Source organism: Couchioplanes caeruleus, from assembly GCF_003751945.1.
In the GTDB taxonomy this organism is placed as follows: domain Bacteria; phylum Actinomycetota; class Actinomycetes; order Mycobacteriales; family Micromonosporaceae; genus Actinoplanes; species Actinoplanes caeruleus.
In genome coordinates this window covers 1672893-1686214 of the sequence record NZ_RJKL01000001.1, presented here as the reverse complement: position 1 = coordinate 1686214, position 13322 = coordinate 1672893, and the positions used below count along the sequence as shown (strand labels likewise).

The window sequence follows — 13322 nt, the reverse complement described above, 5'->3', positions numbered from 1 at the left end:
GCGCCGCCGTGCGTGGCGACCATGACGGCATGACGACCGCAGATTCCTCCGGGCCCGAGCAGCGACGGCTGCGCGAGGCCGGCACGACGGGCGCCGGCTGGCGCCGGTGGGGTCCCTACCTGAGCGAGCGGCAATGGGGCACGGTCCGCGAGGACTACAGCGCCGGCGGTGACGCCTGGGGGTATCTCACGCACGACCAGGCGCGCAGCCGCGCGTACCGCTGGGGCGAGGACGGCATCGCCGGCTTCAGCGACGACCAGCAGCGGCTGTGCCTGGCGCTCGCGATGTGGAACGGGCGCGATCCCATCCTCAAGGAGCGGTTCTTCGGGGTGACGAACGCCGAGGGCAACCACGGCGAGGACGTCAAGGAGTACTACTTCTATCTGGACGCCACACCCACGCACTCCTACCAGCGGATGCTCTACAAATACCCGCACCGCGAATATCCGTACGGCGACCTGGTCGCGACCAGCAGGTCCCGCGGCCGCGACGAGTTCGAGTACGAGTTGCTCGACACCGGTGTGTTCGCCGACAGCCGCTACTTCGACGTCGTCGCGGAGTATGCCAAGGCCACACCGGAGGACGTGCTGCTGCGGGTGACCGTGCACAACCGCGGGCCGGAGCCGGCCGAGCTGCGCCTGCTGCCGACCCTGTGGTTCCGCAACACCTGGTCCTGGGGCTCGGGCGGCGCCCGGCCGTCGCTGCGCGAGGTGCCTGGCGTGCCGCGGGCCACGGTCGTCGCGGCGCGCCACGCCGAGCTGGGCGACCGCTGGCTGCTCTGCCAGGGCGCGCACCGCCTGCTGTTCACGAACAACGACACCAACACCGAGCGGCTGTTCAGTACGCCCAACCCGTCGCCGTACGTCAAGGACGGCATCGACCGGTTCGTCGCCGGCGGCGACACCACCGCGGTGAACCCCGCCGCGACCGGGACCAAGGTCGCGGTCGACATCCCGCTGACGCTGCCGGCGGGCGGCTCGGCGACGATCCGGCTGCGGCTCACCGACGAGGCCGTCGTCGCCGGAGCCGAGGACGACCGCACCGCGGCCGAGCGCTTCGACGACATCGTGCGGCAGCGCCGGGCCGAGGCCGACGAGTTCTACGCCGGCGTGCTCGCGCCGCAGCTCGGCGACGCGGAACGGAAGGTGACCCGGCAGGCGCTCGCCGGCATGCTGTGGAGCAAGCAGTACTTCGGGTACGACGTGGAGCAGTGGCTCACCGAACACGGCCTGGACCCGCTCGACGCCCGGGGGACCCGCAACGGCGACTGGTTCCACCTGCTCGCCCACGACATCGTCTCGATGCCCGACACCTGGGAATACCCCTGGTTCGCCGCCTGGGACTCGGCCTTCCACGCGGTCACCCTCGGCATGGTCGACCTCGCCTTCGCCAAGGGACAGCTCGACCTGCTGCTGAGCCGGCGCTACCTGCACCCCAACGGCCAGGTGCCGGCGTACGAGTGGAACTTCGGCGACGTCAACCCGCCGGTGCACGCCTGGGCCACCTACCTGCTGTACCAGCTCGAGAAGTCGGGGACCGGCCACGGTGACCGCGCCTGGCTGGAGAACGCCTTCCACAAGCTCGCCAAGAACTTCACCTGGTGGCTGAACCGCAAGGACGTCGACGGGCGCAACGTCTTCCAGGGCGGCTTCCTCGGCCTGGACAACATCGGCGTCTTCGACCGCAGCGCCCCGCTGCCCACCGGTGGGCACCTCGACCAGGCGGACGGCACCGCATGGATGGCCCTGTACTGCCAGAACATGCTGCAGATAGCCGTCGAGCTGGCCGAGGAGGACCCCGTCTACCTCGAACAGGCGCAGACCTTCTTCGAGCACTTCGCCTGGATCGCGGTCGCCGTCAACCGGACGGCCGGCAAGACCGAGACCATGTGGGATGAGGAGGACGGCTTCTTCTACGACCTGCTGCGCCTGCCCGGCGGCGGCGCCACGCGGCTGCGGGTGCGCTCGATGGTCGGGCTCCTCCCACTGGCCGCGGCGACCGTGCTCGGCCCTCAGGTGACGGAGAGGTATCCGGAGCTGCTCGACGCCGCGCGGGACTTCCTCGACCGCCACCCGAGCGTCTCGTCGGTGCTGTCGCAGGGCCGGACCGGCGGCACCCGGGGCAACCGCCTGCTGGCGCTCTTCGACGAGCCACGACTGCGCCGCATCCTGACCCGGCTGCTCGACGAGGACGAGTTCCTCAGCCCGTACGGGCTGCGCTCCCTCTCGCGCCACCATGCCGATCGGCCGTACGAGCTCGAGGTGGACGGCCGCCGGTACGAGGTGTCGTACCTGCCGGCGGAGTCGCACAGCGGCATGTTCGGCGGCAACTCCAACTGGCGCGGCCCGATCTGGTTCCCGATGAACGCGCTGATGATCCGGGCGCTGCTCAACCTCTACGTCTGCTACGGCGACGAGTTCACCGTCGAGTGCCCCACCGGCTCGGGGACGCGGATGACGCTGTTCGAGGTGGCCCGGGAGATCTCCGACCGGCTGATGCGGATCTTCCTGCCGGACGCCGACGGGCGCCGCCCCTGCTACGGCGGCCAGACGATCTTCGCCGAGGACGAGCACTGGCGTGAGCTGGTGACGTTCTCCGAGTACTTCCACGGCGACAACGGGGCCGGTCTGGGCGCGAGCCATCAGACCGGCTGGACCGGGCTCGTCGCGGTGCTGCCCCACATGTTCGCCGGCCTGACGGGCGAGGACCTGCTCGAACGCGGCCTGATCGGCGCCCGGCGCGAGCGGTCCGGGAGGGACACGCAATGACCGGATGGCCGTCGTATCCCGTGGTGTTCGAGGTGGACACGCTGCCGTGGCTGACCGAGCTGAGGCGGTGCCTGGGTTCCTCGGCGACGCTGGCCGACCTGCCGGCGCGGGTCTGGGACGAGCTGGCACCGGCGGGCACCAACGCGGTGTGGTTGATGGGAGTGTGGGAGCGCAGTCCGGCGGGCCTGGAGGTGGCGGGCGGCGACGCCGAACTGCAGCGGGCCTTCCGTACGGCTCTGCCTGATCTGACTCCGGAGGACGTCGCCGGTTCGCCCTACTGCGTACGCCGGTATGTCGTCGACGCCCGTCTGGGTGGTCCGGCCGCGCTCGCCGTGGCCCGTGCGCAGCTTGCCCGGCGCGGGCTGCGTCTCGTCCTGGACTACGTGCCGAACCACGTCGCCCCCGACCACCCCGCCGTGACCGCGCATCCGGACTGGTTCGTGCACGGGACCGCCGCCGAGCGGGCGGCGACACCCGACGCGTGGTTCGACCTCGGCGGGCGGGTGCTGGCGCACGGCCGCGATCCGTACTTCCCGCCCTGGCCCGACGTCGTGCAGCTCAACGCCTACCGGAGCGAGGTGCGCCAGCGCACCGCGGAGGTCCTGGGCCACATCCTCGACCAGTGCGACGGCGTCCGCTGCGACATGGCGATGCTGCTCACCAACGACGTGTTCGGCAAGACCTGGGGCGCGCACGCCGGCCCGGCGCCGTTCGAGGAGTTCTGGCCCGTGGTCATCGGCCGGCTGCGCCGCCGGCACCCGGGCGCCGTCCTGATCGCCGAGGCGTACTGGGACATGGAGTGGACGTTGCAGCAGCACGGCTTCGACTTCTGCTACGACAAGCGCCTGTACGACCGCCTCGTCCACGAGGACGCGGGCGCCGTACGGATGCACCTCGGTGCCCGCGTGGACTATCAGCGGCGGCTCATCCGCTTCATCGAGAACCACGACGAGCCCCGCGCGGCCACCGCCTTCCCCGGTGGCCGCGACCGTGCCGCCGCCGTGGCCGTCGCCACGCTCCCGGGCGCCACGCTGTGGCACGACGGCCAGTTCGAGGGCCGGCGGGTGCAGCTTCCGGTGTTCCTGGGCCGGCGTCCGGACGAGCCGGTCGACGGCGACCTCGCCCGCTTCTGTCGGCGCCTGATCGTCGCGGCGGCGCAGGTGCGGCACGGAAGCTGGATCCTGCTCGGCGTCTCCGGCTGGCCGGACAACCCGACACATCGCGACCTGCTGGCCTGGGCCTGGCACGGCAGCCTGCCGCACCATCTGGTCGTCGTCAACCTGTCCGGCCACGCGTCGCAGGGCCGCGTGCTCCTGCCGTGGGAAGCGCTGCGCGGCCACGACTGGCGACTCTGCGACCTCGTGGACGGCCGGGTCTACCAGCGCGACGGCGCCGAGCTCGCGGGCGCCGGCCTCTACGTGGACCTGCCGCCGTGGGGTTCCCACGTGCTGGCACTGGAACGGCGCTGACCGGCACCGGCCGCGTCCGGCACCGGCTGGACCGCCTGCAGCAGCGGCGGGCGGTCCTGGGATTCCCGTACGCGGTGATCCGCAAGTATGCCGACGACGGCGGCGGTCGTGAGGCGGCGCTCATCACCTACTACGGCTTTCTCAGCATCTTCCCCGCGCTGCTGCTCGCGGAGACGGTCCTCACCCGGGCCCTGCCCCGTCATCCCGAGGTGGGGCACCGGCTTTTCGTCGCCATGGTGCCGCCGTCGCTGCGGTCCACGGTCGCGGACGTGGCGAGCGTGGCACCCGCCTCACCGGTGGCCGTCGCGGCCGGACTCATCGGCCTGCTCCTGTCCGGCACCGGGGTGGTCCTCACCGCGGCGCGGACGCTGAACCATCTCGCCGCGGTCCCGTACCGGTCGCGGACCGGGTGGGTGTCCCGGCCGCTGCGGGCGGTGGCGGCCCTGGTCCTCATCCTGGGTGGTGCGGTCACCGTCGGTGGCCTCGTCGTGGTCGTCGCGGCGTATCCGGGCGTGCCGTGGCTGTCACGAGTCGTGGCTGTCCTGGGGGAGTGGGCGATCGTCTGCGCGGTCCTGACGCTCGTCGCCCGCCTGCTGCTGCTCCGCCCGGCGCCCGTGCGGGCGCTGTGGCCGGCCGCCGTCGCGGGGGCGGCGGCGGTGACGATCACGCTGGAGCTGGGCGCGGTGGTCCTGCCGCGGCTGGTCCGGCGGGCCGGACCCGTCTACGGCGGGTTCGCCACCGTCGCCGGGATGTTCACGATGCTGTACGTGCTCAGCGTCGCCCTGGTGCTCGCCGCGGAGATCGCCGCGGTGCGTGAGGCCCGGCTGTGGCCGCGTGCCGCCGACGGGAGCCGGCCCACCGCGGCGGACGCCCACGCCCTGGCGCTGCTGGCCCGGGAGCAGGAGCGCCTTCCGGGCCAGCGGATCGAGTCCCGGCTGCCGGTCGGGTCCCGGCTGCCGGACGTGGGGGCCGGACCGCCTACGCCGCCGGGGCCGGCTCGCCGAGGGCCGGGGCCGGCTTGCCGAGACGGCGGGGGAGAAGAAGCGCGGCGATCAGGCCGATGATGCCGGCGGCTCCCACGGCGACCATCGCCAGGGCGTACGACCGCTCCGGCGTCACCGTGAGGCCCGCGACGAGGATCGTGCCGGCCAGCGCCGCCCCCAGGGACGAACCGAGGTTGGAGACACTGCGGGAGAGGCCGGAGATCTCGCCCTGCATCTCCTCGCCGAAGCTGGACTGCACGATGTTCACCGACGGGGTCAGCATCGCGCCCAGTCCCAGCCCGATCAGGCACAGCCCGGGCAGCAGGGTCCACACGGGGCTCGTACCGCTCACCAGGACCAGCCCGGTGACGACGCCGCCGATGGTGATGACGAAGCCCGCCACGATGATGGTCCGCTGGGCACGTCGTGTGGCGAGCCGCTCCGCGGCCAGCGAGGACACCAGCAGGCCGACCGTCGTCGCCGTGAAGACCAGGCCCGTCTCGACGGCGTTGTAGCCGCGCACCACCTGCAGGTACGCCGACACGGTGAAGGACGTACCCATCAGCATCAGCCACTGCACGTTCTGCGTGATCAGGCCCAGGTTGGACGTACGGCTGCCGAACAGCGTCAGTGACAGCAACGCCTCCCGGCCCGCGCGCTCCTTGGCCCGCATCGACACGAAGAACCACGTCAGGACGAGGGCACCGGCGAGGAGCAGGCCGCTCATGAGCCACAGGCTGTTGTCCGCCGCCAGGATGCCCGTGACGATGAACAGCAAGCCCACCGCCGACAGCACCGCGCCGCCCACGTCGAACGGCCGCGTCGGATCCGGCGGCAGCGGATCGCGGACCCAGCGCCGGCTCAGCACGACGATCACCGCGACGATCAGCGCCTGCAGGACGAAGGAGGCGCGCCAACTGAACGCCGAGGTGATGAACCCGCCGATCAGCGGCCCCGCCGCCGCGCCGATGCCGCCGAGGGCGCTGATCGCGCCGAACGCCCGGGCCCGCGAGGCGAGGTCGGTGAAGAGCAGGGTGGTGAGGATGTAGACGGGCGGGATCAGCAGGGCCGTGCCGACGCCCTCGAGGATCGAGTTGCCGATGATGAGTACGCCGAGGCCCGGCGCCACCGCGCTCAGCAGGGCGCCCACGCCGTAGATGACCAACCCGGCGGTGAAACACCGCTTGCGGCCGAAGCGGTCGGTCAGCTTCCCGCCCGGGATCATCAGCACCGCCATCACGAGCAGGAAGATCGTGATGGCGATCTGTATACCCTGCACCGTCGTACCGAGATCGGCGCTCATGTCGTTGATCATCACGTTCATGTTCGAGCCGGCGAAGCTGCAGATGAACTGTGCCAGCGCGAACGGGATCAGTGCCCGGCGTAGCTCACCCGACGGTCGTCCCGCCTCGACCCGAGCGTCCATTGCGCACCCGCCCTCCCGCCCGGCGAACCCCGCCGGACATCCACAGGGCAGGGTCCGCTCTCCGCGGCGCGCGGGCATCCTCCCGCAGGCATGATGCCCACCGACCGGTGCGGACCGGATCAGGGGCGGGGCAGCACGGTCAGTGGACCGAGGGCCGCGCGCACCTCGCGGATGTCCCGGCCGACCGCGCTCGCCAGCCGCCCCGGCCCCGCCATCGGCATCAGCACCGCGTCCCCGCCGAGCAGCGCCACCGCCGGCAGGCCGGGACCGGCCAGGATCAGCGTGCCGACCGCGCGGGCGCCACCGAGCACCGCGGCGCCCGACCAGCCCGGCGCCGACGGGCCGACGGCGAGCTCGTGCCGGTGGAGCGTACGGCCGGCGTAGCGGACCGTCACGTCCGCCCGGACGTCGCCGGACTCCTCCGCGTGGCGGCCGCACACCAGGTCGTCGCGCCACGCCAGGGTGCCACCCTCGTCGACCGTCACGTCGGTGATCGCGAGGTGGTGACAACCGGCCGCGGCGATCAACGGCTCGGGTGCCCAAAGCAGGGCACCGCCTGCCGCGACCGTCGCGGAGACCACGAGCCGCGACGGAGGCGTTCCGGCGCGCCCCGGCAGGGCGAGCTGGGCCGCGACGCTGCGTACCGACAGGCTCGCACCGGGACCGACGGTGATCGTCAGGCGCAGGTCGTCCCCGCACAGCGGTCCGGCCGCCCCACCGACGAGGTGGACGGTCGCCCCGGGGCCGGCGCGCGAGCCGGTGCGGCGCGGCAGCAGCGGTGACTCGCCCCGCAGGGTCGTCAGCCGCGTGCCGCCCCTGCCGTCCGCCTCCGCGACGATCGACGCCTCGGCCCGCACCTCGTCACGCGGCCGGGACGCGCGCCGCGAGCATCGCGCGGATCCAGTCCGCCACCGGCGCGGCCCCGGGGTCTCCGGTCAGCGACAGGAACACCGTCGGCAGGTCGCCCCGCCGGGCCCGCGCGTCGCGGTCCATCACCGACAGGTCGGCGCCGACGAGCGGGGCGAGGTCGGTCTTGTTGATCACGAGCAGGTCCGCCGTCGTCACGCCCGGACCGCCCTTGCGCGGCACCTTGTCGCCGCCCGCCACGTCCACCACGAAGATCTGCCGGTCGATCAGGCCCTTGCTGAAGGTGGCGGTCAGGTTGTCGCCGCCGCTCTCCACCAGTACCAGGTCGAGCGGCCCCAGCGTGGCTTCGAGGTCCTCGACCGCGTCCAGGTTGGCGGAGATGTCGTCGCGGATCGCCGTGTGCGGGCAGCAGCCGGTCTCGACCGCGCGGATCCGCTCGGCCGGCAGGACGCCGTTGCGCAGCAGGAAGTCGGCGTCCTCGGTGGTGTAGATGTCGTTGGTCACGACGGCGAGCCGAAGCTGCGCGCCGAGGGCCCGGCACAGGGCGGCGACCAGCGCCGTCTTGCCGGAGCCGACCGGGCCTCCGATGCCGATCCGCAGAGCCCGCGGCCCCCCTCGCAGGGGAGTGTGCGGGTCCACCGACGGATCCGGATGCGTGTGCGCAACCTCGTCAGGACCGTGCGCGTGGTCGTCAGGATGCAAAGAGACGCACCTCCCAGGTGGCGTGGAGTTCGGCGCCGATGTCGAGCAGGGGCGCTCCCGCGGCCGGCAGGGCAGCGGCCGGGTCGTCGGTCCGGGCCGCCGCGTCGGCCGCGATCCGGTCGCAGGCGGGCGCCAGGCGGGCGAGCAGGCCGTGCACCGCGTACGGGTCGAGCCCGAGCAGCCGGACCGCCGCACTCGCCGGGCCGGTGACGCTGCCGTGCGCCGCGGCCGCCGCAACCTCGGCGGGACTCGACCCGGCCGCCGCGGCCAGCACGCCGAGGGCGACGGGGTGGTGCGGCTCGCGGCCGATCGGCGGCAGCGTCCACATCGCCCGCCCGGCGCGGAGCAACGCGCGGCCCTGGGCCCGCGAGGCTCGGCGCAGAGCCGGCGACGGGGTGCGGGCGTCCAGCCCGTCGTCGAGCTCGCCCCACCGGGACGGGCGGGCACACGCGGCCGCGGCGAAAGCGGCGGCCACCAGCCCGGAGGTGAGCAGGCGTCCTCGCAGGAAACCGTCCAGATCCCCGACGTCGCGCACCCGTCCGGCGGAGACCGCGGCTTCCAGGCCACCGGAGTGCGCGTGCCCGCCGCAGGGCAGCCGCCCGTCCGCGAGCAGGAGGAGGGTGGCCAGGCCCATCAGAACAGGTGGTAGCGCTGGGCCATGGGCAGCTCGGTGACCGGCTCCGGCTCGACGACCTCCCCGTCGATGCGGACCGTGAACGTGTCCGGTTCCACCTCGATGCGCGGCGTCGCGTCGTTGAGCGGGAGGTCCGCCTTGCCCACCGAGCGGGTGTCCGCCACGGGCGCGAGGGCCCGCTTGAGGCCGATCCGGTCGGCGAGCAGCGCGTCGACCGCGGCCGGGGCGACGAAGGCCAGCGAGGTCACCGCGGGCACCACCCCGTACGCGCCGAACATCGGGCGCGGCAACACCGGCTGGGGCGTCGGTATCGAGGCGTTGGCGTCGCCCATCTGCGCGTACGCGATCATGCCGCCCTTGATCACCAGCGCCGGCCGTACGCCGAAGAACGCCGGGTCCCAGAGCACGAGGTCGGCGAGCTTGCCGGGCTCGACCGAGCCGACCTGGTCGGCGATGCCGTGCGTGACCGCGGGGTTGATCGTGTACTTGGCCACGTAGCGTCGGGCGCGCAGGTTGTCCGCGGCGCCGTCGCCGCGCAGCGCACCCCGCCGCGCCTTCATCACGTGCGCGGTCTGCCAGGTCCGCAGAACGACCTCGCCGATGCGGCCCATGGCCTGGGAGTCGGAACCGATCATGGAGATCGCGCCGAGGTCGTGCAGCAGGTCCTCGGCGGCCATCGTCGACGGCCGGATGCGGCTCTCGGCGAAGGCCAGGTCCTCGGGCACCGCCGGGTTGAGGTGGTGGCAGACCATCAGCATGTCGAGGTGCTCGCTGAGGGTGTTGCGCGTGTACGGGCGGGTCGGGTTGGTCGACGACGGCAGCACGTTGGGGTGCGCGGCGACGGTGATGATGTCCGGCGCGTGCCCGCCGCCCGCCCCCTCGGTGTGGTACGCGTGGATCGACCGCCCGGCGATGGCCCGCAGGGTCTCCTCGACGAATCCGGCCTCGTTGAGCGTGTCGGTGTGGATCGCCACCTGGACCCCGGACGCGTCGGCCACCCGCAGCGCCGCGTCGATGACGGCCGGGGTGGTGCCCCAGTCCTCGTGCAGCTTGAAGCCGCCGGCGCCGCCGCGGAGCTGTTCCCAGAGCGACTCCTCGCTCATCGTGTTGCCCTTGCCGAGCAGCAGCACGTTGACCGGCCACTGGTCGAGGGCCTCGAGCATCCGGGCCAGATGCCAGCCGTTCGGCGTGACCGTGGTGGCCTTGGTGCCCTCGGCCGGCCCGGTGCCGCCGCCGATGATCGTGGTGGTGCCGGCGGCCAGGGCGGTGTCCAGGACGGTGGGGCTGATCAGATGCACGTGGCTGTCGATCGCCCCGGCCGTGAGAATCTTGCCGTTGCCCGCGATGATCTCGGTGCCGGGCCCGATCACGAGATCGGGGTGCACGCCGTCCATGGTGTCGGGGTTGCCGGCCTTGCCGAGGGCGGCGATCCGGCCGTCGCGGATGCCGACGTCGGCCTTGATCACGCCCCAGTGGTCGAGCACGACGGCGCCGGTGATCACCGTGTCCGGGGTGCCCTCGGCGCGGGTGGCCCGGGACTGGCCCATCGACTCGCGGATGACCTTGCCGCCGCCGAACACCACCTCGTCGCCGGGGGCCGGGCCGGCGCTGCGGTCCTGCTCGACCTCGATCAGCAGGTTGGTGTCGGCGAGCCGGATCCGGTCGCCCGCGGTGGGACCGTACAGGGCGGCATAGCGGCCGCGGTCCAGGCCGGTCACCGGGCGCTGCCGTTCTCGGGCAGGTTTCCGTGCTCGGCCGTGTGTCCGGCCGGGCGGCCGTTCCCGTGCTCCTCCGTGCGTGCGGAGGCACGGGCGTTCCCGTTCTCGGGCAGGTCCTCGTCGAGGGCGCCGGCGGGCTCGATGTCGTCGCGGGGAGACGGGTCCAGCGGGCCGCCGGCCAGGCCGCGCAGGCCGGGCACGATCCGCCGGCCGGCGAGCGGCACCAGCGTGACGTCGCGCGGCATGCCGGGCTCGAAGCGCACCGACGTCCCGGCGGGCACGGCGAGCCGGTGCCCCCACGCGGCGTCGCGGTCGAAGTCGAGCGCCGCGTTGGACTCGGCGAAGTGGTAGTGCGAGCCGACCTGCACCGGTCGGTCGCCGGTGTTGCGCACGGTGAGATGCCGCACCGGCCGGTCCGGGTTGATGGTGATGTCGCCGTCGCCGGCGAGGATCTCGCCGGGGATCACGAGATCGGCCCGTGCACGGTGACCAGCTTGGTGCCGTCCGGGAAGGTGGCCTCGACCTGCACCTCGGCGAGCATCTCGGGCACGCCCTCCATGACGTCGTCGCGGGTGAGCACCCGCCGTCCGGCGTCCATCAGCTCGGCCACCGTGCGCCCGTCGCGCGCCCCCTCCAGCAGGAACGCGGTGATGACGGCCGTCGCCTCCGGATGGTTCAGGCGCAGCCCGCGCTCCCGCCGGCGTCGGGCGACATCGGCCGCGACGTGGATGAGCAGGCGTTCCTGCTCGTGCTGGCTGAGGAACAACCGAACCTCCCCTGAACGCGAAGCGATGCTCGCAGCCCAACGTTTCCGCCGTGTTACCCAGCGTCAGATCATGGGAAGATCAAAGCACGGGTACGGGCGCCGCGCGGGGCGGCCACGCCGTCATGGAAGCCGGCGGCCGCCGCGAGCGACGGAGGTCGGGAGTCGTTCCCTTTCGGAGCTCAGCGCTGAGCGGGCACATGAGGCCCGCCGCCGTCGGTGATCGCGGTGAGGCCCCTGCGCACCTCGCGTTCGACGAGCAGGGGCACGAAGTCGCGGATCGGCGCGCCGTCATAGCGACGGTAGATCTCGTAGACGTAGTCCGCGACGGTCGTCGCTCCCGATCCGGGAAAATGTTGCCGCAGCGTTTCGATGAGCTGTTCCACCGCCATTCTTTCGGCGTCCACAGGGGGGTCTGCCGCTTCATTACTGCTGCTCATCGTCCTCATTGAACCCGGCCGGTGGAACCCCGGCAATAAACCCGACGAGGGACGTAACGCCGAGGCATTCATTCGATCGTCATCCGATGTCCGCCGAAATTCGGCATTGACCGTCCGATCAATGGGCTCCGATGCCCAGAGGGCCGACGCAATGGTCCGTCGACCCGGCCGATCCGGACACACGGCAACAATCGGGTCGCGTCGGGCCCGTGACACTGTCACCCCGGGGAACCGCCTCCCGCGCCGCGACACACGCTAGGCTTTCCCCGGTGAGTTCCCCGGGCGCGATGCGCGACGACGAGCGGCTGCGCCGCGTCGAGGCCGTGACGGACGCGACGCTGTCCCGGCTCGACGCCTCCGACATGCTCGACGAGCTGCTGGAACGCGTGCGCGACCTGCTCGGCACCGACACCGCTACCATCCTCATGCTCGACCCGCATGCCCGCCAGCTCGTCGCGACCGCCGCCAAGGGCCTCGAGGACGAGGTCCGGTACGGCGTACGCATCCCGGTCGGCGGCGGGTTCGCCGGCCGGGTCGCCGCCACCCGCCAGCCGGTAGTCCTGTCCGACGTGACTCCCGACAGCGTGCTCAATCCCATCCTTCTGGAGCAGGGCATCCGGTCTCTGCTCGGCGTGCCGATCTTCGCCGCCGGGGAGGTCATCGGCGTGCTGCACGTCGGCACGTACACGCCCCGGCAGTTCGCCAGCGAGGACATCCAGTTGCTGCAGCTCGCCGCCGACCGGGCCGGCACGGCCGGGCAGATCCGCGCCCGCAAACTCGAACAGACGGCGGCGCTCGCCCTGCAGCGCAGCCTGCTGCCCGCCCAGCTTCCCGAGCTGGCCGGCCTGGCCACCGCCGCCCGCTACGTGCCCGGCCACGAGTTCGGCATCGGCGGTGACTGGTACGACATGTTCACCCTCCCGTCGGGCTGGACCGGCGTCGTCATCGGCGACGTGTCCGGCCACGGGCTCGCCTCGGCCGTCGTCATGGGCCGCATCCGCAGCGCCCTGCGCGCGTACGCCCTCGTCGCCGACGACCCCGGGCAGGTCCTCTCCATGCTCGACCGCAAGGTGCGCCACTTCGAGGCCGGCAACCTCACCACCGCCCTGTACGCGATGATCTCCCCGGACCGGGCCACCATCTACCTGTCCAGCGCCGGGCATCTTGCTCCCGTGCTCGCGGTGCCCGGCCGCGCCACCGCACCGGTCGAGGCACCGGTCGACACGCCGCTGGGCGCCGGCCGCCTCGACGGCGTGCGCCGGACCACCGTCGTCGACTTTCCCGCGGGCGCCCTGCTGCTGCTCTACACCGACGGCCTCGTCGAGCGCCGCGACCAGGTCATCGACATCGGCATCAAGGCCCTCGCCGGCATCGTCGAGCCCGCCGACCCCGACGACCTCTGCAACCGCATCATCAGCCGCCTCGGCATCGAACGACCCATCGACGACGTCGCCATCCTGGCCATCCGTCGAAACGCGGTTGCGGGCGGAGCGGCCTCCCGTCATCCTGGTCCACATGATCATCACTGAGCGAAAGGGCGTGCGCGCCCTCG

At 72.7% G+C, this 13322-nt stretch carries 12 protein-coding genes; 4 read left to right on the top strand and 8 right to left on the bottom strand.

Going from position 1 to position 13322, the window contains the following annotated elements; translation table 11 throughout:
- Window positions 1-29 precede the first annotated feature (29 nt).
- From EDD30_RS07300 to EDD30_RS07290, 3 genes are read left to right on the top strand one after another with little or no spacing between them, the layout of a single operon-like run.
- Window positions 30-2768: an MGH1-like glycoside hydrolase domain-containing protein gene (locus EDD30_RS07300; RefSeq protein WP_123678773.1), complete on the top strand. Its 2739-nt coding sequence runs from the start codon at window positions 30-32 to the stop codon at window positions 2766-2768.
- The gene (locus EDD30_RS07295; RefSeq protein WP_071808082.1) at window positions 2765-4237 is read left to right on the top strand and encodes an alpha-amylase family protein; all 1473 of its coding nucleotides are present in this window, start codon (window positions 2765-2767) and stop codon (window positions 4235-4237) included. Before EDD30_RS07300 ends, EDD30_RS07295 begins: the two co-directional genes overlap by 4 nt.
- Entirely contained in the window at window positions 4201-5301 is a 1101-nt protein-coding gene (locus tag EDD30_RS07290) for a YhjD/YihY/BrkB family envelope integrity protein (RefSeq protein ID WP_071808081.1), read from the top strand. The genes EDD30_RS07295 and EDD30_RS07290 overlap by 37 nt, the downstream gene beginning before the upstream one ends.
- Here the strand turns inward: EDD30_RS07290 and EDD30_RS07285 are convergent.
- From EDD30_RS07285 to EDD30_RS07250, 8 genes are all read right to left on the bottom strand, one after another.
- On the bottom strand, window positions 5216-6646 hold the full coding sequence (locus EDD30_RS07285; protein WP_071808080.1) for an MFS transporter: 1431 nt from the start codon (window positions 6644-6646) through the stop codon (window positions 5216-5218). The genes EDD30_RS07290 and EDD30_RS07285 overlap by 86 nt on opposite strands.
- A 119-nt stretch (window positions 6647-6765) precedes the next feature.
- Entirely contained in the window at window positions 6766-7503 is a 738-nt protein-coding gene (locus tag EDD30_RS07280; protein ID WP_071808079.1) for an urease accessory protein UreD, read from the bottom strand.
- Between the two features lie 4 nt (window positions 7504-7507).
- A complete protein-coding gene (gene ureG / locus EDD30_RS07275; RefSeq protein ID WP_071808078.1) occupies window positions 7508-8215 on the bottom strand; it encodes an urease accessory protein UreG in 708 nt (235 codons plus the stop codon).
- A complete protein-coding gene (locus tag EDD30_RS07270) occupies window positions 8205-8849 on the bottom strand; it encodes an urease accessory protein UreF (protein ID WP_123678133.1) in 645 nt (214 codons plus the stop codon). The genes ureG and EDD30_RS07270 overlap by 11 nt, the downstream gene beginning before the upstream one ends.
- Complete coding sequence (locus EDD30_RS07265) at window positions 8849-10567, bottom strand: urease subunit alpha (protein WP_071809667.1); 1719 nt, start codon at window positions 10565-10567, stop codon at window positions 8849-8851. Before EDD30_RS07265 ends, EDD30_RS07270 begins: the two co-directional genes overlap by 1 nt.
- Window positions 10564-11034, bottom strand: coding sequence for an urease subunit beta (locus EDD30_RS41400; RefSeq protein WP_071809666.1), 471 nt, complete (start codon window positions 11032-11034; stop codon window positions 10564-10566). The genes EDD30_RS07265 and EDD30_RS41400 overlap by 4 nt, the downstream gene beginning before the upstream one ends.
- Window positions 11031-11333: an urease subunit gamma gene (locus tag EDD30_RS07255; RefSeq protein WP_071809665.1), complete on the bottom strand. Its 303-nt coding sequence runs from the start codon at window positions 11331-11333 to the stop codon at window positions 11031-11033. The genes EDD30_RS41400 and EDD30_RS07255 overlap by 4 nt, the downstream gene beginning before the upstream one ends.
- A gap of 179 nt (window positions 11334-11512) precedes the next feature.
- Complete coding sequence (locus EDD30_RS07250) at window positions 11513-11770, bottom strand: three-helix bundle dimerization domain-containing protein (RefSeq protein ID WP_148088121.1); 258 nt, start codon at window positions 11768-11770, stop codon at window positions 11513-11515.
- Between the two features lie 269 nt (window positions 11771-12039).
- Here EDD30_RS07250 and EDD30_RS07245 point away from each other — a divergent pair, with 269 nt between their 5' ends.
- Window positions 12040-13299, top strand: coding sequence for a PP2C family protein-serine/threonine phosphatase (locus tag EDD30_RS07245; RefSeq protein ID WP_244945155.1), 1260 nt, complete (start codon window positions 12040-12042; stop codon window positions 13297-13299).
- Window positions 13300-13322 lie beyond the last annotated feature (23 nt).